We start from the raw sequence: 24999 nt of genomic DNA on the forward strand, positions 1-24999 counted from the left end.
GCGGGCCCCGCCGGGGGCCCAGGCCCGTGTCAGCCGGTCTCGGCAGAGATTTCCCCTGTCGGCGGGCCCGGCCGGGGGCCCGCGCTCGTGCCGGCCGGTTCCGGCAGATGCTCCCCCCGTCAGCCGGCCCCGCCGGAGCTCCGTGCCCCCGTCGCCCCGCCGGAGGCGGTCAGTGTCCGTAGGTGTGCCTCGCGTGTCTCGGCTGTCTGGCCCTGTACCAGCAGGAACAGGCCCTCGCGGGCGAGGCGCTGGGCGCGGCTCGACAGGGCCAAAGCGCGGCCGCCGCCGGCCACCACCGCCGCCGTCGTGGCGACGCGCAGCACGTCGTAGGCCTCCGCGCGCACCGCCAGCCGTTCCCCGGTCCGCTCGTGCGGGACCGGATGGTCGGCCAGGTCGTAGGCCCGGCGGCGGACATCGGCGAGGCGGGCGCGCAGCGGGGCGGCGGTCTCCTCCGCCAGGAGCGACAGGGCTGCCTCCGCGACGCCGAGGACCGCCGGGCCGGTGTTCCGCGTCCTGGCCCGGTCCCCGGCCGCCCAGGTCTCGTACGGCGTGCGCAGCACCACCGCCTCGGCGGGCAGCCACAGGCCGTCCAGCTCCAGCGACACCGTGCGCGCGGCGGTGAGGGCGGCCAGCCGCATCGGCGCCGAGGCCCGCAGCCCCGGCTGCTCGCGTGCCTCCGCGAAGGCGAACAGCACCTCACCGGCGTCGGTCGTCCCGGCCAGCAGGAGTACGTCGTTCAGCCCCCACCCGGTGTACCAGGGCACGGTCCCGTCGAACAGCCAGCCGTCACCCCGGCGGCGGACCCGCACCGGGCACCGCCCGTGCGACCGCAGATGGGCGTACGCCACCCCGGACAGCAGCTCCCCGCGGGACAGCGGTTCCAGCAGCCGCTCCCGCGCCGGCAGGCCGCTCGCCGCCAGCATCCGCACCGGTGTGTGGTGCTGCGTCTGCACGAACCACGTCGAGCAGCACGCCCCGGCCAGGATCTCGGTGATCTCCCTCAGCACGGCCGGCGGCGCGCCCGAGCCGCCGTGGTCCACCGGCGCGGCCACCCCGAGCAGTCCCGACCGCTTCACCGCCTCGACATGGCCGGGGGGCACCCCCTCCTGGTCGACCCGTTCGGCCTCGGGGAGGAGCAGCTCCGTGGCGAGCCGGCGGGCGCGGGCGACGAGCGGATGCGGGGTGCGGGGCATGAGGGAGATTCTTCCGGAAGTTTTTCCGTGGCCGCGGCGCGCGGTGCCGGTCCGCGGCCCCGCCGTTCGTGTAGGGGTGACACAGAGCCCGTCACGGGCCCGACGCCTTGGAGGACGTCATGAACCACTACCTGCTCAGCGTGGTCCAGCCGGCCGGCGGCACACCGCCCGGCCCCGAGGCCCTCACCGGGATCATGCACAACGTCGAAGCCTTCAACGACGAACTGCGCGCGGCCGGTGCCTGGGTCTTCGCGGGCGGTCTGCACGGCCCGGAGACCGCTACCGTGCTGCGCCCCGAGAACGGCGACGTGCTCGTCACCGACGGCCCCTATGCCGAGGGCGGGGAGTATCTGGGCGGACTGTGCCTCATCAAGGCCGCCGACCTGGACGAGGCCTTGGAGTGGGGCCGCAAGGCCGCCCTGGCGACCACCCTGCCCATCGAGGTACGGGCCTTCGTGGACCAGCACTGAAAGCGCGGAGCCGCACCGCCGGCCGGGACCGCCGGCACCGGGGCCCGCCCGCTCAGCGTGCGGTACGGGCACGGGCACGGCCACGCACGCACATCTGCGCCCACGGGCCGTCCCCCGGCCGCCCCCGGCACACCTGTGCGAAACTCCGCCGATGATCTCCGACTCAGCCACCGCGGACGCCTCCGGCACCTTCGTCCTCGGCGACCTGCCCGTCCACCGCATCGGCCTCGGCGCCATTCGGCTCACGGGCAGCGCCCCCTTCCATCTCGGCAACCCCAGCGACCGCGCCCGCTCGACAGCGGTACTGCGCAGGGCCGTCGAACTCGGCGTGAACCACATCGACACCGCCGCCTTCTACTTCTCCGCCCTGCGCTCCGCGAACGAACTCATCAACACCGCCCTCGCCCCGTACGCCGACGGTCTGGTCATCGCCACCAAGGTGGGCCCCTTCCGTGACCAGCGGGGCGAGTGGGGTGCCTCGGCCCGGCCCGACGAATTGCGCGGGCACGTCGAGGAGATGGCCCTCGGGGAGGATCGGAACGGCCAGTAGCAGGAGCGTCAGCTGCCAGTGAGCTGGTTCGGAACGCGGCCGGAGGCGCGGAGCTCCCGCAGGTCCGGGATGTGGTTGTAGAGGGTGCCGGGGCTGACCCCGAGGAGCTTGGCGATCGAGGTAATCGAGTTCTCGGGGTTGGGCAGCATGTCGCGGGCGGCGCGGATGATCTCGGGGGTGGCCACGGTGGGCCGACCGCCGACCCGGCCGCGGGCGCGTGAAGTACTTCGGGTTCAAGCGCGGCATCACCTGGCTCAACGCCGTCAACGACCAGGTCGCAGGCATCGGGCAGATGGTCGTGCTCGGCACCCCTCGTGACTCCCTGCACATCCTGGACGCCCTGCTGAACCTCGACGGCGGGGTGAAGCCGGAGATGGTGGCGACCGACAACGCCTCGTACTCCGACATGGTGTTCGGCCTGTTCAAGATCCTCGGATACAACTTCAGCCCCGGGTTCCGCGACCTGGACGACCAGAGGTTCTGGCGGGCCACCATGCCCGGCGTCGAGACGGGCACGTACGGCGCGGTGGAGGACCTGGCCCGCAACCGCGTCAACCTGAACAAGGTGATCACGCACTGGCCGGACATGCTGAAGGTCGCCGGTTCCCTGGTCACCAACCAGGTCCGCGCCTACGACCTGCTGCGCATGTTCGGCCGCGACGGCCGCCCGACCCCGCTCGGGGCGGCGTTCGCGGAGTACGGGCGGATCGCCAAGACCGAGCACCTGCTGCGCGTGGTCGATCCGGTGGACGACACCTACCGGCGGCAGACGAACCGGCAGCTCACCGTGCAGGAGTCCCGCCACAAGCCGGCCCGCGACGTGTGCCACGGCAAGCGCGGCACCATCCACCAGGCGTACCGCGACGGTATGGAAGACCAGTTCGGCTCGCTCGGCCTGGTCCTCAACGCCATCGTGCTCTGGACGACGAAGTACATCGACGCCGCTGTGGCCCAGCTCCAGGCCGAGGGGCACGAGATCCGGGAAGAGGACATCGCCCGCCTGTCCCCGCTCAAGCACCGCAACCTGAACCTGCTCGGCCGCTACAGCTTCACAGCCAGCGTCCCGGCCTCCAGCAACCTGCGCCCGCTACGCGATCCGGACGCGCCCGAGCTGGACGAGGACGACGGCGGCGAGGAATAAGACACGTCGTGCAGATCTTGCAACGCGCTGATCGGCTTGATGCCCGACTCTCCCCCTCGTGGGAACCGGTCCGCGTAGGTCGGCGTCCTTCCATGAGTCCGCAAGATCGACTTCGCTGAAGGACGCATCTATGACCGGTACGGCCGCCCGCTACCTCTATCTCGCCCGTCACGGCGAGGCATCGCCGGATGAGAGTGAATTGACGGATGCGGGCCGCCGCCAGGCTGCCCTGCTGGGGGAGCGGCTCCGTGGGGTTCCGCTGGCGGCGATCCACCACGGCCCTCTCGCCCGTGCCGAACAGACCGCCCGGCTGGTCGGTGAGCAGCTCGACGGAGTTCCCTGCCGTCGTTCCGAAGCGGCTGGCGACTACCTCCCTTACCTGCCGACACGCGAGGAGCTGCCACCGGAGGCAGCGGACGCCTGGATCGAGTTCCTGCACCAGTTCACGGTCGAGGAACGCGAGCAGGGCCCCGGGCTCGCCGCAGCGGCACTTGCAGAGTTCACAGGGACTGTCGTCGGAGACGAACCGCGACATGAGCTTGTCGTCACCCACAACTTCCTTGTCGGCTGGCTCATCCGAGCCGCCCTTGACGCGCCCAAGTGGCGATGGCTGGGCATCAACCATGCCAACGCGGCCTTGACCGTCATCCGCTACACGCCCGACCGCCCCCCGGCGGTCCTCCTCTTCAACGACACCGGCCACCTCCCCGCCGAGCTCCGCTGGACCGGCTTCCCGCCAGAGCTCCATGTCTGAGGCCCGTAGATGAGATCGATGTTGAACCGTCAGAGGAAGCATCTGCGCCTGTCATCAAACGATCGTTTGATGACAGGCGCCTGGCCCGTCCAATGAACCCGTGCAATCCGGGGGTTCGAGGTGGCGCGAATCCAATCAGATCCGATGGTGATTGCTGACAGGGTTTGACGACAGACAGGGTCCGATCCTCCGTACGGAAGGGGCCCCTCGGTGGCGAACCTGGTCTACAAGCGGGTCTCGACCGACCAGCAGTCCACCGCCCGGCAGGACCTCGTCCTGGACGAGGCCGGGATCGAGGAGCCGGTCGTCTTTGAGGAGGACCCGGGCACCTCCAGCCGCCTCCACCCGCTCCAGCGGCCGAAGTTTGGCGAGCTGCTGACGTACGCGCGGCCGGGCGACACCGTGCACATCTCCGAGATGTTCCGCCTCGTGCGCGGCAACCAGCACATCCTCGACGTGCTCGACGTCCTTCACCGCGACCACCTCGCCCTGCGCATCCACGACGGCGCCTTCTCCGCGATGGACCTCACCGCCCGCCACCCGCGTACCGGAGAGCTGCTGTCCACGGTGAAGTTCATGGTGCAGACCCTCGCCGCCGCCGGCGAACTCCAGCGCGACCTCCAGCGTGAGCTGACCTCCGACGGACTGCGCGCTGCCGAGGCCAACGGTGCGAAGGGCGGGCGCCGCCCCGCCGTGGCGGCCGCGCAGACTGCCGACGTACGCGCCGCGTACCTGGAAGGCCGCTCGATCGCCGCCCTCGCCCGCGACCACCGGGTCAGTCGCGGCGCGATCCGTACGGCCGTCGCCGATCTCCTGCCCGATCACTCCGCCGCCGACGAGGACGCGCCCGCCCCGGAGTTGCCGGTCACCCTCGACATGCCGGGCAAGGTCGCCGACTACCTCCGCACCACGGAGCTGGAGCCCGCCGAGCGCACCGCGCTCGACCAGGGGGCGACCGTACGGCGCGGCCAGGGCTACACCCTGCGCGTCAACGCCGTCCCCGCCGTACACCGCCAGCTCCTCGCACGCTGCCAGCCGCTCGACGGCGCCCAAGGCGTCCCTGCGGTACCGGCTCAGCGCAAGGCCCGCCGCGAGTACGAGAACCGGGTCAGCGCCCTCACGCCCTGACCTTGATCAATCTCAGCGCCAACCGCTGAACCGATGTTCCCCGAGGCCGGTCTTCAACAAACGATGGTTCATTGAAGCCTTTGTTCTATCGGCGCGCGCCTGAAGGTGTTGGGGCGAGGACTTGATGGCCCCTGTGCATCAACGCAAGCCAGCGGGGTCGACCCCGGGCCACCGGGTTTCCCGGATTCGATCTTGGAGTGCACACAGATTTCTTGCCATAACTGATTTGTGATGCAAAGCTGACTGAGTGACAGACGCTTCGATGCCCTCGCAAGGCACGCCTCACGAAGTCCTCGCCGGTCTCGGTGACTTGACCCGCAAGGTCCGAGCCGCTCAGCGCGGCACCTGGTTTCCTCTCCTGCTGCTCGGCGCGCTCACGCTGGGCGGCATCCTGGTCAACCGCTTCACCTTCCACGTCGAGACCATTCCCTGCCCGGCAACCGCCCCCGCCGCAGGCATGGGCTGCACCGTGGGGGTGAAGCAGGGTTCGCCGTACTACTGGGACCTCGGGCTCGCCCTCGCCTACGTCGCGACGGCGTTCTTCTACATCCGCCGCTCCCGCGACCGGGGTGTCGGCACCCCCGTCCGGCCGTACATTCTCACCGGGGTAGCCCTGCTTGGCCTGGTGGCCGCCACCACGTTCTGGGCCACCCGTCACGGGCTCCCGCAGCCCGGCGACCCGATCGACTTCTGGGGCCTGCACCTCGACGCCACTTCCGAGGCGACGGGGTTCGTCGGAATGCTCGTCGGCAACGTCACGGCCGTCGGACTGCCGCTGCTCGTACTGTCCTGGGTGGAGCGCAGCCGTGCCCTGCTGCTGCTCGCCCTGGCGTACCTGGCCATCTTCCTGGTGCCGTTCCTCACCCGTTTCCAGCTCTTCCAGTTCATCCCCGTCACCTCCCCCTGGTCCGCCGCGCCCCGCCTTGGCCTCCAGGCATTGCTCCTCCTGCTCGGCGCCCTCGGCTTCGGCCTGGCCGAGCGATCCCGTCGGCGCGACGTCTCATGACCTCCGAGCCCGATCAGCATCCCGTCAACGGCCTGAACGACGTGGTCCACCAGCGCGTCCGTCTCGGCATCCTCACCGTGGCCCACCAGGCACGCCGGGTCGAGTTCGGCTTCCTGCGCACGGCACTCGGCCTCACCGCCGGAAATCTCAGCCAGCATCTCGCCGTCCTGGAGAAGGCCGGACTGGTCGAGATCGAGAAGGGCTACGAGGGCAAGCGCGCCCGCACCTGGCTCTCCCTCACCCCCGCGGGCGAGCGCGCGCTGCGCGACGAAGTCACCCAGCTCAAGCGACTCATCCAGCAGATCGAGACACCGGCCAAGAACCCCGGGGAGGACATGTGACCACCACACCGGTCAGCCCGAGAACGGGCCTGACGCGCCGGCGCATGCTCACAGCCGCGCTGGCCGCCAGCGTCGGGGCCGCCGTACCGATCAGCGCAGCGCGCCAGGCATGGGCGGCTTCGACCGCCACCGGCCCGGTACAGCTCACACTGCCCGCCCCCACCGGGCCGCACCCGGTGGGCACGGTGCCGCTCCACCTCGTCGACACCTCGCGTCCGGATCCTGTGGCCGGCCCGGTACATCACCGCGAGTTGATGGCCAGCGTCTGGTACCCCGCTTGCAAGACGAAGGACCTGCCGCGTGCTCCCTGGATGACCCAGGGTGCGCTGCGGGCAATTCTGGCGGACGTCGGCTTCCCCCTCGATCCCGCCCTCGGCCCACTCACCGCCGCACACGTCGGCGCACCCGTGCACCAAACGGGCCATCGCCTGCCCGTCCTCGTGTACTCGCACGGCGCGGGCAGCCATCGCGGCGACCACACCATCATGGTCCAGGAACTCGCCAGCCACGGCTACGCCGTGGTCACCGTCGACCACACGTACGACGCGTTCAGCGAGTTCCCCGACGGTCGACTCACCGTTCCGGCAGAGGTCCCGCCGTTCCTGGGGCCCCGGGACTTCGCCACGGACATCCGGTTCGTGCTCGACGTCGTCGAGGGCGTTGCCGCCGGGCACAACCCCGACGTCGACGGCAGGCCACTGCCCCAGGGACTGCTCGGCGCCCTCGACCCGGGGTGCATCGGCGCGTTCGGCTGGTCGAAGGGTGGCACCGCCACCGCGCTCACTATGCTCGCCGACCAGCGCGTTGGCGCCGGGCTCAGTATCGACGGTCCGATGCAGCCGACCATCACCACCGACCTGGACCGGCCGTTCATGATGATGACCGCTTCGTTCACTCGGGCCGCCATGCCGGACGTCGCCGAGTTCTGGACACACCTTCGCGGTTGGCGGCTGAACGTCCAGGCCGACGGGGCCATCCACAAGACGTACGGCGACGACGCGACACTGATCCCGCAAGCGGGCAAGGTCCTCGGCATGACCAGCCAGCAGATCCAGGACATGATCGGCACCCTCGATCCGGATCGGGCGGTCCGGATCCAGCAGGCCTACCCCCTCGCGTTCTTCGACCTACACCTGCGACACCGCCGGGGACATCTGCTCGACGGCCCGAGCGCGGCCTTCCCAGAGGTGAAGTTCATCCCGTGAGAAGCGTCGGACCGCGCAATGCGCGGTCCGACCAAGACCGCCAGGAATGCCGTTGACATCCGGGCACGGCCTTCGCAAGTCCGGCTATCCGCGCAGCCCTTCCATCGCGCGATCGGCGCTTTAGCCGAGCACTTCGGCGCCCTCGCCGAGCTGCGCGAGGCCGACCTGATCCGCCACCTCGGGATCTCCGCCGTCGCACCCCGGCTGAGTGAGGCGCTGGAGATCGCGCCCGTGGCCGCCGTACAGAACCGGTACTGCGTCGACGCCCCCGGTCCGGAGGGCGACGCACTGCTGCCGCTGTGCGGTGAGCGGGGCATCGCCTTCGTCCCCTTCTACGCCGTCGCCGGCCAGGGCGGCGAGCGCGGTGCCGCCGAGGCCCGCCAGGACGAGGAGCTGCTCGCCGTGGCCCGGGCGCACGGAGCGAGCCCCGCGCAGGTCCGGATCGCCTGGACCCTGCACCGGGGCCCGCACGTCCTCGCCGTCCCCGGCACCGGCGATCCCGGCCACCTGGAGGAGAACGTCGCCGCGGGCGCCCTCCGGCTGACCGCCGAGGAGCTGTCCCGGCTCGACGCCCTGCGCGCGCCGGGCCGCTGACGGACGGCGCCGGCGCCGTACCGGGTCACTCGGCGCGGCCCGCACGGGGTGGGGCGGCCCGCACCGGCAGGCCGCCCCACCTCTGCCGTGACGCGCGTAGAACAGGGACTGGCGTCCGTCGCGTTTTACGTATAACCTCACCCGCTAACCACCCCCACCGGAAGGTCACGATGCGCCGCCTCGCCCTGGTCACCCTCGCCGTCGACGACTACGACGAGGCCGTCCGCTTCTATACCGAGGCCCTCGGCTTCCGGCTCGCCGAGGACGCCCCGCGCCCCGACGGCTCCCGCTGGGTCGTCGTGGAACCCGGCGGTGACGGCCCCGGCACCGGACTGCTCCTGGCCCGTGCCAAGGACGCCGAGCAGCGGGCCCGGGTCGGCGACCAGACCGGCGGACGCGTCGGTTTCTTCCTGCACACCGACGACTTCGCCCGCGACCACGCCCGGATGACCGCCGCCGGCGTGACCTTCCTGGAGGAACCGCGCCACGAGCCGTACGGCACGGTCGCGGTCTTCCGGGACCTGTACGGCAACCGCTGGGACCTGCTCCAGCCCGCCGCCTGACCGTTCGGCACCCGCTGGGACCCGCTCCAGCCGCCGCCCGGCCGTTCCGCGCCCCCCTGTCGAACCACCTGCCGAGGAAAGCCCTGCCATGACCGCGTCCCCTGTCGACACCGAGACCCTCCGCCGGCTGCCCAAGGCCGTCCTGCACGACCACCTCGACGGCGGCCTGCGCCCCGCCACCGTCGTCGAACTCGCGGCGGCGGTCGGCCACACCCTGCCCACCACCGACCCCGACGAGCTGGCCGCCTGGTACTTCGACGCCGCCAACTCCGGCGACCTGGTCCGCTACATAGCCACCTTCGAGCACACCCTCGCCGTCATGCAGACCCGCGAGGGCCTGCTGCGCACCGCCGAGGAGTACGTCCTCGACCTGGCCGCCGACGGTGTCGTCTACGCCGAGGTGCGCTACGCCCCCGAGCTGAACGTCAACGGCGGCCTGACGCTGCCCGAGGTCGTGGAGACGGTGCAGGAGGGCCTGGCCGCCGGCATGGCCAAGGCCGCCGCGGCCGGCACGCCGGTCCGCGTCGGCACGCTGCTGTGCGGCATGCGGATGTTCGACCGGGTCCGTGAGGCCGCCGACCTGGCCGTCGCCTACCGCGACGCCGGTGTCGTCGGCTTCGACATCGCCGGCGCCGAGGACGGCTTCCCGCCCGCCGACCACCTCGCCGCCTTCGAGCACCTGCGCCGCGAGAGCGTGCCCTTCACCATCCACGCCGGCGAGGCGCACGGCCTGCCCAGCATCCACCAGGCGCTCCAGGTGTGCGGCGCCCAGCGCATCGGCCACGGGGTGCGCCTCACCGAGGACATCGTGGACGGCAAGCTCGGCCGCCTCGCCTCCTGGGTCCGCGACCGCCGGATCGCCCTGGAGATGTGCCCCACCTCCAACCTCCAGACCGGTTGCGCCACCTCGATCGCCGAGCACCCGATCACGGTCCTCAAGGACCTGGGCTTCCGGGTCACCCTGAACACCGACAACCGTCTGGTCTCGGGTACGACGATGACCCGTGAGATGGCCCTGCTGGTCGAGCAGGCGGGCTGGAGCGTCGAGGATCTGCGCACCGTCACGGTGAACGCCCTCAAGAGCGCGTTCATCCCCTACGACGAGCGCAAGGCCCTCATCGAGGACGTGGTCCTGCCGGGCTACGCCGCCGCGCTCTGAAGCAGCCCTCTGAGGTAGGCGGCCTGTCCGACGTGCTGGAGATCGTCGGACAGGACGCTCACCAGGCGGGTCCCCAGCGTGACCGGGGGGTCCCAGCGCTCGTCCACGACCCGTTCCAGGTCCTTGGCGGCCACGGAACGCAGGGCGTCGAGGGTCTGCCCGTGGACGGCGTCGTAGTAGCCGGTGAGCAGCCCGGCCGACTCCACCCGTACCTTCGCGACCTCGGCGGGGCTGTGCCCGTAGCCGGTGTCCTGCCGGGGCAGACCGAGGCCGAACCGCTTCTCCCAGTCCTGGGAGAGCCACACCTGGTCGAGACCGAAGGCGTCTGCGACGTGGTCGTCCTGCACCCGGGTCAGGTGCCAGACGAGCCAGGCGATGGTGTTGGCGTCCGGGGCCGGCCGGTGGTGCAGCCCGTCCGGCCCGAGACCGTCGAGGACGGCATGGACTTCTTCCTGGATGCGGCCGTAGCCGTCGATGAGGATGTCCTTGGCATGCATACCGTCCACCCTCGCAAAGGACCGCCGTCCGCGCGTGCCGATTCCCGCTTCCGTGACCGCCCGGTCTGCCCGGTCAGCCGCGCAGCCGGTCAACCGCTCGTCCCGGCCGGGGCTCGTCCCGGCGCACACGCCAGGTCGCCCGTCTCCAGGAGGGTGACCAGGGCGCGGGCGGCGGGACTGGTGGCCCCCTCCGGCGGCAGCAGCGCGACGGTCTCGTACCGCGTGTCGCCCACGCCCTTGAGCGGCAGCGCGGCGAGCGCCGGGCGCTTGTGCCGGAAGTGCCGGGGGACGACGGCGACCCCGAGGTTCTCGTCCACCAGGTCCAGCAGACTGTGCACGTCGTTGACCTCCAGCGCGACCGTGCGCCGGACCCCGGCCGCGGCGAACGCGGTGTCGGTGGTGCGGCGCGGTCCCCAGTCGGGGTGGAAGTCGACGAAGACCTCCCCGGCGAGGTCGTCGGGGCCCAGCAGGGCCCCGGCCGAGGCGAGCCGGTGACTGGGATGGCACAGCACGGTCATCGGCTCGCTGGTCAGGGACACCGAACGCAGCTGGTCGGTGTCGGCCTGGGTGCGGTAGGCGAAGGCCAGGTCGAGCCGTCCGGCCGCGACCTCCTCGGCCAGCGCGCCCGAGCCGGCCTGCCGCAGCCGGATCTCCACGTCGGGGTGCCGGCCCCGGAAGGCGGCGAGCAGCCCGGCCACGTGCACCCCGGCGATGCACTGCTCGGTGCCGAGCGCCAGCGTGCCGCGCAGCACGCCCTGCACCGCCGCCACCGCCTCGTGCGCGGAGCGCACCTGGGCCAGGATCCGCTCGGCCTCCGCCAGCAGCGCGCGCCCGGCCTCCGTCAGGGTCACCCGGCGGGTGGTGCGCACGAACAGCGGCGCCCGCAGCTCCCGCTCCAGTGCCCTGATCGACGCCGACAGACCCGACTGGGACACCATCAGACGTTCGGCGGCCCGGGTGAAATGCTGGTCCTCGGCGACCGCGACGAAGTGCTGGAGATGGCGCAGTTCCATGATTGAGCAGCCTAACCGCTGAATCCCATCGGATTCTTCTGTTGGACCGCTGCCCGGGGCCCGGGGAAGAGTGGGAGCCGGTAGATCGTGTGCCAACCCCTCTGGAGTCGCGTTGTACACCGCACACCCCGACCGTTACGCCGACATGCCCTACCGGCGCACCGGACGCAGCGGCCTGAAGCTTCCCGCGCTGTCGCTCGGCCTGTGGCACAACTTCGGGCCCGACCGTCCCGTCGAGACCCAGCGCGCCATCCTGCGCCGGGCCTTCGACCTCGGCGTCACCCACTTCGACCTGGCCAACAACTACGGCCCGCCGCCCGGCGCCGCCGAGTCCGCGCTCGGCGAGGCCCTCCGGGCGGACTTCGCGCCGTACCGCGACGAGCTGGTGATCTCCACCAAGGCCGGCTATCTGATGTGGCCCGGCCCGTACGGCGAGTGGGGCTCGCGCAAGTACGTGCTGTCCTCGCTGGACCAGAGCCTGACCCGCCTGGGCCTGGACCACGTCGACATCTTCTACTCGCACCGCCCCGACCCGGACACTCCGCTCGAGGAGACGATGGGCGCTCTGCACACGGCGGTGCAGCAGGGCAAGGCGCTCTACGTCGGCATCTCCAACTACTCCGCGGAACAGACCCGCGAGGCCGCCCGCATCCTGGCCGGCCTCGGCACCCCGCTCCTCATCCACCAGCCGCGCTACTCGATGCTCGACCGGCGCCCCGAGGACGAGGGCCTGCTCGACGCCCTGGACGAGATCCAGGCCGGCTCCATCGCGTACTCCCCGCTGGAGCAGGGCCTGCTCACCGGCCGCTACCTCGACGGCATCCCCGAGGACTCCCGGGCCGCGAGCGACAGCCCCTTCCTGAACTCCGACGCGGTCACCGAGGACCTCGTCGCCCGGCTGCGCGCGCTGGACGAGATCGCCACCTCCCGCGGGCAGACCCTGGCCCAGCTCGCCCTGGCCTGGGTGCTGCGCGGCGGCCGGGTCACCTCCGCGCTGGTCGGCGCGAGCAGCCCGCGGCAGCTGGAGGACAGCGTCGGCGCCATCCGGAACCTGGACTTCGACGCGGAGGAACTGGCGCGGATCGACGCGATCGTCCGGCCGTAGTCCGTAGCGCGATCGTCCGGCCGTAGCGAGGCCGTAGCGAGGCCGTAGCGAGGCCGTGGCGAGGGCGGGGGAGGGCCGCGGCGACGGCCCGACCGCTCGCGCGCAGGCGCCGCCGCTCGCCCTCCCGGCGGACCCGCCCGGCCCGGCGGTCCGCCGTACGCGGCCCGCACCCACCGTATGCCGCCCCGCGCACCGGCCCGCACCGGCCCCGCCGGTGCGGGCCGTTTCCGTGCGCCGGTGCCGTCAGGCCGCCGCCGGCACCCGGTCCAGGAACCCCAGGACCTGCCGGATGCGGCCCTCGTCGTCCAGGGTGACCACGTCGAACCCGGCCACCGGCGCCGAGCCGTCGGCCTCGTTCACCAGTTCCCAGGCGAAGCGCGCGGTGTCGTGGTGGCCGTCGACCGGTCCGAGCGGGCGGAACACGTGGCCGGGGAACTGCGCGTGGGCCGCCGCGATCACGGCCGCGATCTGCTCGTGCCCGCGGACATCCGCGAGAGGGTCGGTGTAGCCGCCGTCCACGGCCCACGCGGTGGCGACGGCCTTCTCGACGGCCTCCGGCCCGGTGGCGTTCCAGGCCTCGAAGTAACGGGTGGCGGCGTTCTCGTGACGGTCGGTGTGCACGGTCATGGCGAAACATCCTCCATCGGAGTCGTCTGTACTGGTCAGGCCCCGGATGCGGCGTTCGCCGATCCGGTGTGACCACCATGCCGCGCGACCGGGGGAGGGGTCGATTACCTCCGGGGTCATCCCGTCGCCGCCGTACAGCCCGGTTCATTCCGGCCAGAACGGGCGGTGAATATGCCAACAGACTGGCCGGAAAGGCATGGTGACAGTGTTTTGGGAGTGGCGATACTCGAAGGTCAGGGGGCACTTCACGCACAGGGAGCCGCACGGGGAGCGAGAGGCCTGACCGGCAGTCAGCGAGGCGACCGGGGAGTGAGACGTGCACGACGAGTTCCTGTGCCATGTCACGGCGTACGGCGTTTGTGACGGGCGGCGCATCGGCGTACCGCTCGGCACCTATCGGGCGCCGACGCTGGCGCTGGCGCTGTGGTGGCTGCGGGACCGGGCGTCCTGGATCGCCGAGCGGCTCGACCCGAGCCCGCAGGACCCCGCCTTCCCCGCGGGCGCGCTGGTGCCGGTCGCGGCCACGGTGGCCGATGTCCCGGCGCTGCTGCGGTCCTGGTGCGCCGACGACGCCCGGCAGGAGCGGGCCGCCGACGAACTGGCGGACGGCCGGCTGGTCCGGATCGCCGCGAGCGACGACACCACGGAGTACGAACTGCTCGCCGAGTCCGTCGACGCGCTGCGGATGCAGCGCGCCAGTCCGGGCCTCGTCCTGCCCGTCGCCTGACACGTGTCCGTGGCCCTCGGACACACCGTGCCGGGGGGCGCTCGCGTGGGTGGATCGGTAGAATTCGGGTCATGGCGGAGCGGCCGGTCGGTCCGACGGCGCCCGACATCGTCCTGGAGACCGACACCGGCTCCACGGTGATGAGCCCGGGCCACGACTACCACGTCGGACGCGACCCGTTGAGCGACATCGTCCTCGACGATGCCCGGGTCTCATGGCACCACGCAGTCCTGCGGGCCGACGACGGCCACTGGACCCTGGCCGACGAGCACAGCACCAACGGCACCTACGCAGACGGCCGCCGGGTCCAGGAGTGCGGGATCCGGCCCGGCGACGAGATCCGCTTCGGCAACCCCGCCGACGGCCCCCGGGCCCACCTGGTCCGCCCCCGGGAACCCGACCCGGACCGTCCCTCCGCCGTGTCCCTGCCCGAGCTGACCGGCACCTTCCGCCGGCCCGCCGGCGTCCGCCCGCTGTCCGAGCGCACCATCCGCATCGGCCGGGCCCCCGACAACGACCAGGTCGTGCACGACCTGATCGTCTCCCGCCGCCACGCCGAACTGCGCGCCCTCCCGGACGGCACGTACGAGATCGCCGACCTGGGCAGCCACAACGGCACCTACCTCAACGGCCGGCCCGTCACCCGCGCCCCCGTCGTTCCCGGCGACATCATCGGCATCGGCCACTCCGCGTTCTCCCTGGTCGGCGGCGCACTCCAGGAGTACGTCGACACCGGCGTGGTCTCCCTCGACGTGCAGGACCTCACCGTCACCGTCGACCGCGGCCGCAAGGTCCTGCTGGACAACGTGTCGTTCCCGGTGGGGGAGAAGTGCCTGCTCGCCGTCGTCGGACCGAGCGGGGCCGGAAAGTCCACGCTGCTGGGCGCCCTGACCGGGCAGCGCCCCGCCGACCGCGGCACCGTCCTGTACGACGGCCGCGACCTGTACCGCGCCTACGCGGAACTGCGCCAGCGCATCGGCCTGGTCCCGCAGGACGACATCCTGCACCCCCAGCTCACCGTCCGCGCCGCCCTCGGCTACGCCGCCGAGCTGCGCTTCCCCGAGGACACCGCCCCGAGCGAGCGGCGCGCCCGGGTGGACGAGGTCATGCGGGAACTGGGCCTGGAGCAGCGCGCCGGCCAGCCCGTGCACAGCCTCTCCGGCGGGCAGCGCAAACGCGTCAGTGTGGCCCTGGAACTGCTCACCAAGCCGTCCCTGCTCTTCCTGGACGAGCCGACCTCCGGCCTGGACCCCGGCATGGACCGCTCGGTGATGCACATGCTGCGCGGCCTCGCCGACGACGGCCGCACGGTCATCGTGGTCACCCACAGCGTCCTCAGCCTCGACGTCTGCGACCGGCTCCTGGTCCTCGCCCCGGGCGGCAGAGTGGCCTACTACGGGCCGCCCGGCGACACCCTCGCCTTCTTCGGCACGCACCAGTGGCCCGAGGCCTTCGAGGCGTTCGACCGCGACCCGGACCGGGACTGGGCCAGGGAGTACCGCGAGTCGCCGCTGCACCGCCGCTACGTCACCGAGGCCACCGCCCAGCCCCACCATCCCGGCCCGGCCCCCCGCACCCCGGCGCCGCCGCCCCGCCCGCGCAGCCGGAGCGCCCAGCTCGGCACCCTGGTCCGCCGGTACACGGCCGTCCTGAGCGCCGACCGCACCTTCCTGTTCGTCATGATCGCCCTGCCGTTCGTGATGGGCGCCATGGCCCGCGCCCTGAGCGAAGGCGCACTCACCCAGAAGACCGCCACCAACGTGCTGCTCATCCTGTGCGTCGGCGCCGTGCTCACCGGCGCCGCCAACGCGGTGCGCGAACTGGTCAAGGAACGCGTCGTCTACCGGCGGGAACGCGCCGTCGGCCTGTCCAGATCCGCCTACCTGCTGTCCAAGGTGGTGGTGCTCGGCACGGTCACGGTCGTCCAGGCCGTCGTACTCACCCTGGTCGCCCTGCTCGGCATCGGCCTGAACCCTCCCGGCGGCACGGGCGTCCTGCTGCCGCCGCTCGCCGAGATCACCCTGGCCGTCGCCCTGCTGGCGTTCACGGCGATGATGCTGGGCCTGGTCGTCTCCGCGCTGGTGCCCAAGGAGGAGGTGACGATGCCGCTGCTGGTGCTGCTCGCCATCGTCCAGGTCGTCTTCTGCGGCGCCCTGCTCCACCTGAACGGCACGCCCGGTCTCGGCCAGCTGTCCTGGCTCGTCCCCTCCCGCTGGGCGTTCGGCGCCATGGCCGGCACTCTCGGACCGGCCCGGATCATGTCCCCCGCCCAGGCTGCCGACCCCCTGCTCCGGCACACGCCGGGCAGCTGGCTGCTCGACCTGGGCATGCTGCTGGTGCTGTCCGCGCTCTGCGGGTTCGCGGTCGCCCGGCTGCTGCGCCGGCAGGAGCCGGCCGTGATGCGGAAGTAGGTGCACCCCCCGATGACCCCGCCCCCGCCCGGATTCCGGCCCACGCACGTCATCCCCCCACGCGGCCTGCCCGCCTGGGAGGCCCCGGACCCGGCCCGGCCCACCATGCCGCTGGACCCGCTGCTGCCGGTGCAGCTCGTGGAGCGGAGCGGCGACTGGGGACACATCCGCTGCGCCAACGGCTGGGGCGCCTGGGTCGACGGCCGCCGGCTGGTCGCCGTACCCGAGGACCCGCCCGCGGCCGGCGGCCCGGACGGCACCGCCGATCCGCGGCCTCTGCTGGCCCGCGCCGAGCAGGCGCTCGGCGACTACCGGGCCGCGGTGGAGGCGCTGGCGGCGGGCGGCCTGGACGGCGAGGCCTTCGGCACCCGCACCGAGGGCCTGCGCATCGGGATCGTCATCGACGGGGAGTCCATGTGGCTGTACGACCCGCGGGAGGGGCGGTGGGTGTACGGCGACGGACGGCTGCTGAACACCTACGCCACCGACCGGGCGGTCACCGGCGCGGACGACACCGGGCACGCGCCGACCCGGCTGGTCGCGCCCGAAGGTGAGCGCTGATGGCGAACCGGAGCAGCCTGTTCTCCGGCCGCCCCTCGGAACTGATCGGCCGCAGGGTGGCGGGCTACCTGATCGAGAGCGAGATCGGCCGCGGTGGCATGGCCGTCGTCTACCGCGCCCGCGACCTGCGCCTGGACCGCACGGTCGCCCTCAAACTGCTCGCCCCGGAACTGGCCCGCAACGACACCTTCCGCAAGCGGTTCACCCACGAGTCACAGGTGGCCGCCGCGATCGACCATCCGCACATCGTGCCGGTCTTCGAGGCGGGCGAGACCGACGGGGTGCTCTACATCGCCATGCGCTACGTCCCCGGCAGCGACCTGCGCCATCTCCTCGACGCGCGCGGACCGCTGTCGCTGCCGGACGCCGTACGGATCAGCGCGCAGGTCGCCTCCGCACTCGACGCCGCCCACGGGCACGGCCTGGTCCACCGCGACGTGAAACCCGGCAACATCCTGGTCGCCCAGGGCGCCGACAGCGACCACCCCGAGCACGTGTACCTCACCGACTTCGGGCTGACCAAGAAGTCCCTGTCCCTGACCGGCTTCACCAGTGTCGGCCAGTTCGTCGGCACCCTCGACTACGTCTCCCCCGAGCAGATCTCCGGGCGCCCGGTCGACGGCCGCTGCGACGTCTACGGCCTCGCCTGCGTCGTCCACGAGATCCTCACCGGCCGTCCGCCCTTCCAGCGCGAGGACGACATGGCCCTGCTGTGGGCCCACCAGTACGACGAGCCGCCCCCACCGAGCGAGACCCGCCCCGGTACCGCCCCGGCCGTCGACCCCGTCTTCGCCAGAGCCCTGGCCAAGAGCCCGGACGCCCGCTACGAGACCTGCCGCGACTTCGTCGCAGCCCTGCGCGCCACCATGACCCCAGCACCCGCGCCCCCCGGACCCAAGCCGCCCAGATCCATCACCCCGACTTCCACAACCTCCGGACCCTCAGCTTCCGGACCCTCAGCTTCCGGACCCTCAGCTTCCGGACCCTCGGCCTCCGGGTCCGTGATCCCCGGGTCCGTGCCCCGCGCGCCCGTGACCGCCGGGCCGGTCGGGCCGGTGATCGGCCGTGGGAGCACCGAGCCCGGTCGCGCGCCGCCCGCCGAGGTCCTGCGCCCCCCGCGCTGGGCCGCGCCGGTGTTCCGGGTCTAGCCGGACCGGGAGGGGACTTCCACGCGGCCCCCGCGGTGCACCCGGCGGGCCAGCAGGCCGCCCAGGAAGCCGGCCAGCAGACCCCACAGCGCGCCCAGGCCCACCGTCTGCCACAGCCGGGGCATGAGGAACAACTCTCCCGACAGGCCGCCGCCCAGATCGCCGATGCCGAGCAGGGAGAGCCCGAAGTGCGCCGAGACACGGCACGTCAGGCAGATCATCAGGACCGTCAGGGCCAGCGCGACGGCCAGGTGCACGGCGTGCTGCCAGAGCCGGACGCGGGCCGGGGAGCGCACGGCCGTCAGGAAGGCCACGGCGAGCAGCAGGACGGCGGCGGCGACCACCAGCCACCACATCCGGCCGTCGTAGTCGGTGAGTGAGCGCATGTTCAGCGCCGAGGTGCGCGGGGCACGCAGGATCCGGTCCAGGACGTGCGGCATCGGCAGACCGAACGGGCCGTCCACGCGGCCGTCCCAGGTCGCGCCGAGTCCCACGGTCAGGCCCACCCAGGACACGTTGGGCAGACCGAGCAGGATCAGCGCGAAGGTCGCGGGGGCGTGCCCGCGCGTGGCCGCCGCGACCAGTGCGGTGCCGAGCCCGAGGGCGACGCACGCGAGGAGCAGGACCACCATCGCGTGCGCCGCCGGACGCACCGACTCCTGGAAGCGCAGCAGCCGCCCCGGCAGCGGAGCCCCGCGCGCGACCAGCAGGGCCAGCACCAGCACACCGGCCAGCCACAGCAGGCCGAACAGCACGGTCAGCGGAACATCCGTGGTGAAGCCGACCCTCGGTGAGGCGTCGAGCAGGCCGGACAGGTCACCGAGGGCGCCGCCGGCCGCGTCCACGGCGAAGGTCTGCCGGGCGGCGAAGGCCAGGCCGGTCAGCGCCGCCAGCCACAGCACCGCGATCCGGGCCGCCCAGCCCGCCAGCTCCCCGGCCGAGGCCACCGCCCGGTGCCTGAGGGGGCGCAGGAAACCGTCGCCGAGCACCAGGGCACCGGCGAGCGTCACCGACAGCGGCAGCACGGTGAGACCGGCCCGCGACTCGGCGAACACGCCGGCGTCGCCCGACACGTCCAGGCTGCCGCCGACCGCCGTGACCACGGTCGCGGCCACCACCCGCGGGAACGCGCCGGCCGGCAGCCCCGAGGCACCGGCCGCCCACAGCCCCAGCGCCGCCACCAGGACCATGACGGCCAGCCCGGTCAGCACCGCGGCCACGGCCTGCGCCCAGCCGTGGCGGGCGGCGGGCCGGGCGAGGACGGTCGGAGGGCTCACCCTTGCCACGCTAAGCAGTCGCCGTGCTCCCCGCCCCCCGGACGAGCCGTCGGCGCCGGCTTGCGGGCCGTACGGTACCGCGGCACACAATGGAACAAAGTGCACCCGAATGCACCACACGGATCGTGACGGATTCATCTCGGCAAAGCCGCGCGTGTGCGACGGGAAGAAGGGCTCGTGAGCGTCGAACCTCCGTCATCCGGCCGGCCCTCAGGACCCCCGTCCGGCCCCCTGTCGGGTTCCTCCCGGCCCCCCTCGGGGCCGCCGCCCGCGCAGCCGCCGACCGGCGGCTCGGGCGCCGGGGAGCCGCACGGGCCCTGGTGGAAGTCGGTGCCCCGGGTGGCAGCCCTCACCGCTGCCCTGGTGGCCGCCGTGGCGCTCGCCCTGGTCTTCACCCGTCCGGGCGGCGGCGGCTCCTCCGCCAAGGCCGGCAAGATCTTCCTCCAGTCCGCCGGCAGCGCGGGCGAGGATCCCTTCACCCGGTCGACCGCACAGGTGGTCGCCGCTCCGCCGGCTTCGTCCGCCCCCACCGCGACCGCCGGGGTGGCCGACCAGGTCCGCGGTGTGCAGGGCGGGGCCGCGGGGCTGTACGGCGGCACCCGGCAGACGGCCAGCTGCGACGTGGAGAAGCAGATCCGGTACCTCCGGGCGGACCAGGGCAAGAACCGGGCGTTCGCCGAGACGGTCGGCGTCCGGCCCTCCGACGTCCCCGCCTACCTGCGCTCGCTCACCCCGGTGCAGCTGCGCACGGACACCTGGGTGACCAACCATGGCTACCGCGACGGCGCCGCCACCAGCTACCAGTCCGTCCTCCAGGCCGGTACCGCCGTCCTGGTCGACGGGCACGGAATGCCCCGGGTGCGCTGCGCCTGCGGCAACCCGCTGGCCTCGCCGGTCGTCCAGCGCAGCACCCCGGACGTGGTGGGGCACAGCTGGCCGGCGTACCGGCCCTCGAACGTGGTCGTGGTGACACCGGCGCCGGCGGTCGTCAAGACCTTCGTGATCTACGACCCGCACCACGACGAGTGGCTGCGCCGCCACCGCGGTGACACGCACGGCCGCCACGACCAGCGCACCGCGCCGCCGACGCACCCGCACCCCTGGAGCCGGCCGACGCCCTGCCCGATGACCCCGGGGACGACCGGCAAGCCGGATTCCTCGTCGAAGTCCTGCCCGTCGACCTCGGTCACGACCATCCCGCCGAGGTCCACCTCGCCGTCGTCGTCCCAGTCGTCCCAGTCGTCCAAGCCGTCGGAGTCCTCGAAGCCGTCGTCCGAGCCGTCCAAGCCCTCGAAGTCGTCGTCCTCGTCGTCCGAGCCGTCCAAGTCGTCGTCCTCGTCGTCCGAGCCGTCCAAGTCGTCGGAGTCCTCGAAGTCGTCGTCCGAGCCGTCCAAGTCGTCGGAGTCCTCGAAGTCGTCGTCCGAGCCGTCCAAGCCCTCGAAGTCCTCGAAGTCGTCGTCGGAGTCCTCGGAGCCGTCGTCCTCCAAGTCGCCGTCGTCGGAGTTCCTGAAGCCGTCGTCGTCCGACTCCTCCAAGTCGTCCCCCGAGCCGTCGTCGGAGAAGTCGTCACCCTCGAAGGAGGCGCCGTCCGGCAAGTCGTCGGAACCGTCACAGGGCTCGTCGCCGGCGGAGAACTCCTCCGCCGAGCCCCCGTCCACGGGTGGCTCCGAGCCGGCGTCCGAGAAGCCCGGGCAGTCGGACCGGACCTCCCAGCAGCCGGAACAGCCCGGGCAGAGCCCCGGCCGGCAGGACCAGAACCAGCAGGACCAGCAGAATCAGCAGGACCAGCAGAACGCTCCGCAGTCCTGAGCGGTCGCGGTTCTCCTCTTTCGGAGTACAGTCCGACCCCGGCCACCGTGCGCGGTGGGGATACGCATACGGTGGACTGGCGGGCCGGGCTCGGGGTACGAGGACTGGTGCGACACCGGCCGTACCGGGCTTTTTCGAGAGAGACAGCATGACCGAGCACCTGGGCGGGGCAGTGATACCGACTGGCTTCGACGTACCCGTGGAGCCGTTGCGACGCGCGGCCCACTACACCGGCGAACCCGGATGCATCGCTGAGGCGCGCGCGTTCGCTGCCCGGTTCCTCCAGCAGCTGCGGACCGAATGGTGTGCCCCGGCCGACAGCCGCGCGGACGGTGAGCTGCTCCTGGTGGTGAGCGAGCTGGTGACCAACGCGGACCGGCACAGCAGCGGCCCTTACATCTTGGAGCTGGAGGGCACGAACAGCGCGGTCGCGGTGTCCGTGTACGACAGCAGCACCGCCCTGCCCCGCCGCTACCCCAGGGACCCGCAGCGTGTCGGACGGCACGGTCTGGAGATCGTGCACGCCCTGGCCTCGGAGGTCACCGTGGAACGCGTACCGGTCGGCAAGCGGGTGCGTGCCCGTTTCGAACTCGCACGCTGACCTCGGCGGCGCTCCGGGCACGCACGCCGCCGCTCCGGGTCAGGGGCAGGTCAGGCACAGCCCAGTTCGCCGAGCATGCCCTGGCGCAGCCGGGCGATGATCCGCTTGATCAGCCGGGAGACGTGCATCTGGGAGCAGCCGAGCCGCTCGCCGATCTCCGCCTGGGTGGCCTCCTCGACGAACCGCATGTGGAGGATCTGCCGGTCGCGGTCGCTCAGCTCCGCCATCAGCGGGGCCAGCGCGTGGAAGTCCTCGACGAGCCGCAGCCCCTCCTCCTCCACGCCGATGAAGTCGGCGAGCACGGCCTCGCCGTCCTCGGGGCCGTCGCCGGTGAGCGCGGCGTCCAGGGAGGCGGAGTTGTAGCCGTTGGAGGCGATCTGGGCCTCGACGACCTCGGCGGGGGAGATGTTCATCAGGGTGGCCAGTTCGGCGACCGTCGGGTCCCGGTCCAGCCGGCTGGACAGCTCCTCGCGGGCCTTGGCCAGCTCCACCCGCAGTTCCTGGAGCCGGCGCGGCACGTGGACCGCCCAGGTGGTGTCACGGAAGAACCGCTTGATCTCGCCCACGATGTACGGCAGGGCGAAGGAGGTGAACTCGACCTCGCGGGACAGCTCGAACCGGTCGATGGCCTTGATCAGTCCGATCATGCCCGTCTGGACGATGTCGTCCATGTCGTCGCCGCGGCTCCGGAACCGTCCGGCGGCGAACCGCACCAGGGACATGTTCATCTCGATGAGGGTGTTGCGCGCGTACTGGTGCTCGCGCGTGCCCTCCTCCAGCTCGGCGAGCCGACGGAAGAACTGGCGGGACAGCTCCCGTGCGTCGCGCGGGGCGACGGACCCCGGGTCCGCGATCCCAGGCAGTGAATTCCCGGCCGTCCTGTCCTGCTCGGTCCTCTCGGCGACCTCTGCCTGTGATCGGATCCCGGCGGCGGTCTTCATTGCCCTCTCCCACGAAAGTCAGTGCGACGTCTGCCTCGGGGGCCTCTGTGTGCCCGACCCCGTCCATGAATGTGCCTGGTCGGCTACCCCGTATACGGAGAGTCATGCGTGCCCGTGGAACTCTTCACCCTGCGGGTACCCTCGATGACCCCGTGCATGCACCCGTCCGGCCGTACTGGCGTGAAACAGTCGGTCCGCCGACGTGCGCCCGGCATTTCCCTCAGGGCGGAACGCCCGGCCCTTGCCCGGGAACGCACCGCTCCTAGGCTGACGGGATGAGCAGCCAGGTGAGCGAAGAAGCCCGGGAGGCCGCCCGGCGGCCGGTGCCCGCCCCGACGGACGTGCCGCAGTCGACGCCACGGGAGCCGCTGTGGCGCGATCTGGTCGGCGCGGTGCTGCGCCGGGAGCGGCGGGCCCAGCGCCGCACGCTCAGGGAAGTGGCCGACGCGGCCCGGATCTCGCTGCCCTACCTGTCCGAGGTCGAGCGTGGCCGCAAGGAGGCCTCCTCCGAGGTGCTCGCCGCCGCGGCCCACGCGCTCGGTCTGGGGCTCGGCGACCTGCTGTCGCTGGTCCACGGCGAGTTGGTCCACGGCGAGCCGGCCCGCGCGGTGCCGGCCCGGCGCCCGGCCCCGCACCGACGGCCGGCTGCCGCGCCGCACCGGACGCAGCTGTCGCACCGGGGCCTGTGCCTGGCGGCCTGACCGGGCCGGCCGATGAGTTTCGCGGCGGGCGGCGGTCTGCACCGGTGACCGCGTTCCACGCCCCAGGAGGTACTCATGACCACCGACGGTTTCGTCACGTGTCTCTGGTTCGACGGCCAGGCGGAGGAGGCCGCGCACCACTACGTGTCCGTGTTCGAAGACTCAAGCGTCGGTCGCGTAGTGCGCCACACCGAGGCGGGGCCCGGCGCGGCCGGGTCCGTGCTGACCGTGGAATTCACGGCCAACGGCCAGAGGTTCCTCGCGCTCAACGGCGGCCCGCAGTTCCGCTTCACCGAGGCGGTCTCCTTCCAGATCCTCTGCTCCGACCAGCGGGAGATCGACCACTACTGGACGAAGCTCACCGAGAACGGCGGCGAGGGCGGCCCCTGCGGCTGGCTCAAGGACCGGTACGGCGTCTCCTGGCAGGTGGTCTACGCCCGGCTGCTCGACATGGTCGGTGACCCGGATCCGGAGAAGGCCGCGCGTGCCACCCGGGCCATGATGGCCATGGGCAAGCTGGACGCCGCCGCGCTGGAGAAGGCGTACGCGGGGGAGTAGCGGGACTCCGCCCGGGGCCGGCAGGGCCGGTCGGACCCCGCCCGGTTCGGCGCGCGGCCCCGGCCCCGCATGGCTAGCGTGAACAACCGGGACACATCACACCAGGAGGGTCGCGACCATGGCCGTGCAGCCCGAGGGAACGCCCTGTTGGGCCGATGCGATGTTCAGTGACATCGAGGGTGCCAAGCGGTTCTACGCCGACGTGCTCGGCTGGACCTTCGGCGAGTCGGCGTCGGAGTACGGCAACTACACGCAGGCCTACGCGGACGGCAGGGCGGTGGCCGCCGTGGTCCCGCCGATGCCCGGCCAGGAGGGCCAGTCGCAGTGGTGCCTGTACCTCGCCTCGCCGGACGCCGCCGCCACCGCGGAGCGGATCCGGCACAACGGCGGCGAGGTCCTGATGGAGCCGATGCGGGTCGGCGACCTCGGCACGATGTGCCTGGGCCGGGAGCCCAGCGGAGCCGTGTTCGGTGTGTGGCAGGCCGGCAGGCACGAGGGTTTCGAGGCGACGGCCACGCCCGGCGCCTACTGCTGGGCGGAGGTCTTCACCCGGGAACCCGAGCGGGCGGACGCCTTCCTGTCCGCCGTCTTCCCGTACCGGATGAAGGAGATCGAGGACGACGCGATCGATTTCCGGTTGTACGAGGTCGGTGAGGACACCGTTCTCGGCCGGATGCGGATGACCGACGACTTCCCGCCCGAGGTGCCCTCGTACATCAACGTGTACTTCACCGTGGACGACTGCGACGCGGCCGTTGCCCGGGCCACCGGGCTCGGCGCGGTCGTCCGCTTCGGCCCGATGAGCAGCCCCTTCGGCCGGTTCGCCGCGCTCAGTGATCCCCAGGGCGCCCACTTCTCGGTGATCGACGTCACGACCACCGAGGGCGGGATGCCGGAGACCAGGGACGTCTGAGGGGAC

At 72.3% G+C, this 24999-nt stretch carries 24 protein-coding genes and 4 pseudogenes; 21 read left to right on the forward strand and 7 right to left on the reverse strand.

Features of this window, described 5'->3' with window-relative positions:
- Positions 1-119 precede the first annotated feature (119 nt).
- Positions 120-1193, reverse strand: coding sequence for an acyl-CoA dehydrogenase family protein (locus AB0F03_RS04870; protein WP_361986546.1), 1074 nt, complete (start codon positions 1191-1193; stop codon positions 120-122).
- Positions 1194-1312: 119 nt separating this feature from the next.
- On the opposite strand from AB0F03_RS04870, the gene AB0F03_RS04875 reads away from it, so the two are divergent.
- The gene (locus AB0F03_RS04875) at positions 1313-1663 is read left to right on the forward strand and encodes a YciI family protein (protein WP_361986548.1); all 351 of its coding nucleotides are present in this window, start codon (positions 1313-1315) and stop codon (positions 1661-1663) included.
- A gap of 151 nt (positions 1664-1814) precedes the next feature.
- Positions 1815-2180: pseudogene (locus AB0F03_RS04880) on the forward strand (aldo/keto reductase); the annotation flags it as partial.
- A gap of 41 nt (positions 2181-2221) precedes the next feature.
- On the opposite strand, the gene AB0F03_RS04885 reads toward AB0F03_RS04880, so the two are convergent.
- Positions 2222-2398, reverse strand: coding sequence for a hypothetical protein (locus tag AB0F03_RS04885; protein ID WP_361986550.1), 177 nt, complete (start codon positions 2396-2398; stop codon positions 2222-2224).
- A gap of 35 nt (positions 2399-2433) precedes the next feature.
- Between AB0F03_RS04885 and AB0F03_RS04890 the strand changes: the two are divergent.
- From AB0F03_RS04890 to AB0F03_RS04930, 9 genes and pseudogenes are all read left to right on the forward strand, one after another.
- A pseudogene (locus tag AB0F03_RS04890) lies at positions 2434-3354 on the forward strand (Tn3 family transposase); the annotation flags it as partial.
- A gap of 130 nt (positions 3355-3484) precedes the next feature.
- Positions 3485-4108 (forward strand): histidine phosphatase family protein, encoded by a 624-nt coding sequence (locus tag AB0F03_RS04895; protein ID WP_361986552.1) that lies wholly within the window; start codon positions 3485-3487, stop codon positions 4106-4108.
- A 210-nt stretch (positions 4109-4318) separates the two neighbouring features.
- A complete protein-coding gene (locus AB0F03_RS04900; RefSeq protein ID WP_361986554.1) occupies positions 4319-5236 on the forward strand; it encodes a recombinase family protein in 918 nt (305 codons plus the stop codon).
- A gap of 310 nt (positions 5237-5546) precedes the next feature.
- Positions 5547-6242 (forward strand): hypothetical protein, encoded by a 696-nt coding sequence (locus AB0F03_RS04905; RefSeq protein ID WP_361986555.1) that lies wholly within the window; start codon positions 5547-5549, stop codon positions 6240-6242.
- Positions 6239-6583 (forward strand): transcriptional regulator, encoded by a 345-nt coding sequence (locus AB0F03_RS04910; RefSeq protein WP_361986557.1) that lies wholly within the window; start codon positions 6239-6241, stop codon positions 6581-6583. Before AB0F03_RS04905 ends, AB0F03_RS04910 begins: the two co-directional genes overlap by 4 nt.
- Positions 6580-7788 carry an acetylhydrolase gene (locus tag AB0F03_RS04915; RefSeq protein ID WP_361986559.1) on the forward strand — a complete coding sequence of 403 codons (1209 nt, stop codon included), beginning with the start codon at positions 6580-6582 and terminating at the stop codon, positions 7786-7788. The genes AB0F03_RS04910 and AB0F03_RS04915 overlap by 4 nt, the downstream gene beginning before the upstream one ends.
- A 117-nt stretch (positions 7789-7905) precedes the next feature.
- Positions 7906-8382: pseudogene (locus tag AB0F03_RS04920) on the forward strand (aldo/keto reductase); the annotation flags it as partial.
- A gap of 170 nt (positions 8383-8552) precedes the next feature.
- Positions 8553-8945, forward strand: coding sequence for a VOC family protein (locus AB0F03_RS04925; protein ID WP_361986561.1), 393 nt, complete (start codon positions 8553-8555; stop codon positions 8943-8945).
- A gap of 88 nt (positions 8946-9033) precedes the next feature.
- On the forward strand, positions 9034-10104 hold the full coding sequence (locus AB0F03_RS04930; RefSeq protein ID WP_361986563.1) for an adenosine deaminase: 1071 nt from the start codon (positions 9034-9036) through the stop codon (positions 10102-10104).
- On the opposite strand, the gene AB0F03_RS04935 is transcribed toward AB0F03_RS04930, so the two are convergent.
- Both AB0F03_RS04935 and AB0F03_RS04940 read right to left on the reverse strand, forming a co-directional pair.
- A complete protein-coding gene (locus tag AB0F03_RS04935; RefSeq protein WP_361986565.1) occupies positions 10086-10601 on the reverse strand; it encodes a DUF664 domain-containing protein in 516 nt (171 codons plus the stop codon). The two genes, AB0F03_RS04930 and AB0F03_RS04935, sit on opposite strands and share 19 nt — an antisense overlap.
- Positions 10602-10690: 89 nt before the next feature.
- Positions 10691-11614 (reverse strand): LysR substrate-binding domain-containing protein, encoded by a 924-nt coding sequence (locus tag AB0F03_RS04940; RefSeq protein ID WP_361986567.1) that lies wholly within the window; start codon positions 11612-11614, stop codon positions 10691-10693.
- A 112-nt stretch (positions 11615-11726) separates the two neighbouring features.
- On the opposite strand from AB0F03_RS04940, the gene mgrA reads away from it, so the two are divergent.
- The gene (gene mgrA / locus AB0F03_RS04945; protein WP_361986569.1) at positions 11727-12719 is read left to right on the forward strand and encodes an L-glyceraldehyde 3-phosphate reductase; all 993 of its coding nucleotides are present in this window, start codon (positions 11727-11729) and stop codon (positions 12717-12719) included.
- 243 nt (positions 12720-12962) lie between these two features.
- Here the strand turns inward: mgrA and AB0F03_RS04950 are convergent, their stop codons facing one another.
- Positions 12963-13346 carry a nuclear transport factor 2 family protein gene (locus AB0F03_RS04950; RefSeq protein ID WP_361986570.1) on the reverse strand — a complete coding sequence of 128 codons (384 nt, stop codon included), beginning with the start codon at positions 13344-13346 and terminating at the stop codon, positions 12963-12965.
- 316 nt (positions 13347-13662) lie between these two features.
- On the opposite strand from AB0F03_RS04950, the gene AB0F03_RS04955 reads away from it, so the two are divergent.
- The 4 genes from AB0F03_RS04955 to AB0F03_RS04970 all read left to right on the forward strand — a co-directional run bounded on the left by AB0F03_RS04955 (position 13663) and on the right by AB0F03_RS04970 (position 18193).
- On the forward strand, positions 13663-14073 hold the full coding sequence (locus AB0F03_RS04955) for a hypothetical protein (RefSeq protein ID WP_361986572.1): 411 nt from the start codon (positions 13663-13665) through the stop codon (positions 14071-14073).
- A 71-nt stretch (positions 14074-14144) separates the two neighbouring features.
- Positions 14145-16484, forward strand: coding sequence for an FHA domain-containing protein (locus AB0F03_RS04960; protein WP_361986574.1), 2340 nt, complete (start codon positions 14145-14147; stop codon positions 16482-16484).
- Positions 16485-16496: 12 nt separating this feature from the next.
- Entirely contained in the window at positions 16497-17045 is a 549-nt protein-coding gene (locus AB0F03_RS04965; RefSeq protein WP_361986576.1) for a hypothetical protein, read from the forward strand.
- Positions 17045-18193: a serine/threonine-protein kinase gene (locus AB0F03_RS04970; protein ID WP_361986578.1), complete on the forward strand. Its 1149-nt coding sequence runs from the start codon at positions 17045-17047 to the stop codon at positions 18191-18193. The genes AB0F03_RS04965 and AB0F03_RS04970 overlap by 1 nt, the downstream gene beginning before the upstream one ends.
- Here AB0F03_RS04970 and AB0F03_RS04975 read toward each other — a convergent pair.
- Positions 18190-19470, reverse strand: coding sequence for a streptophobe family protein (locus AB0F03_RS04975; RefSeq protein WP_361986579.1), 1281 nt, complete (start codon positions 19468-19470; stop codon positions 18190-18192). The genes AB0F03_RS04970 and AB0F03_RS04975 overlap by 4 nt on opposite strands.
- A 177-nt stretch (positions 19471-19647) precedes the next feature.
- Here AB0F03_RS04975 and AB0F03_RS04980 point away from each other — a divergent pair.
- Positions 19648-20814 (forward strand): annotated as a pseudogene (locus tag AB0F03_RS04980) (DUF6777 domain-containing protein); the annotation flags it as partial.
- A 613-nt stretch (positions 20815-21427) separates the two neighbouring features.
- Positions 21428-21880 (forward strand): ATP-binding protein, encoded by a 453-nt coding sequence (locus tag AB0F03_RS04985; RefSeq protein WP_361986580.1) that lies wholly within the window; start codon positions 21428-21430, stop codon positions 21878-21880.
- A gap of 50 nt (positions 21881-21930) precedes the next feature.
- Here AB0F03_RS04985 and AB0F03_RS04990 read toward each other — a convergent pair whose 3' ends face one another.
- A complete protein-coding gene (locus tag AB0F03_RS04990) occupies positions 21931-22821 on the reverse strand; it encodes an RNA polymerase sigma factor SigF (RefSeq protein ID WP_361986582.1) in 891 nt (296 codons plus the stop codon).
- 275 nt (positions 22822-23096) lie between these two features.
- On the opposite strand from AB0F03_RS04990, the gene AB0F03_RS04995 reads away from it, so the two are divergent.
- The 3 genes from AB0F03_RS04995 to AB0F03_RS05005 all read left to right on the forward strand — a co-directional run bounded on the left by AB0F03_RS04995 (position 23097) and on the right by AB0F03_RS05005 (position 24993).
- Complete coding sequence (locus tag AB0F03_RS04995; RefSeq protein WP_361986583.1) at positions 23097-23522, forward strand: helix-turn-helix transcriptional regulator; 426 nt, start codon at positions 23097-23099, stop codon at positions 23520-23522.
- 75 nt (positions 23523-23597) lie between these two features.
- On the forward strand, positions 23598-24080 hold the full coding sequence (locus AB0F03_RS05000; protein ID WP_361986585.1) for a VOC family protein: 483 nt from the start codon (positions 23598-23600) through the stop codon (positions 24078-24080).
- 118 nt (positions 24081-24198) lie between these two features.
- Positions 24199-24993, forward strand: coding sequence for a VOC family protein (locus AB0F03_RS05005; RefSeq protein WP_361986587.1), 795 nt, complete (start codon positions 24199-24201; stop codon positions 24991-24993).
- Positions 24994-24999 lie beyond the last annotated feature (6 nt).

This window comes from Streptomyces sp. NPDC028722, assembly GCF_040637655.1.
Lineage (GTDB): Bacteria > Actinomycetota > Actinomycetes > Streptomycetales > Streptomycetaceae > Streptomyces.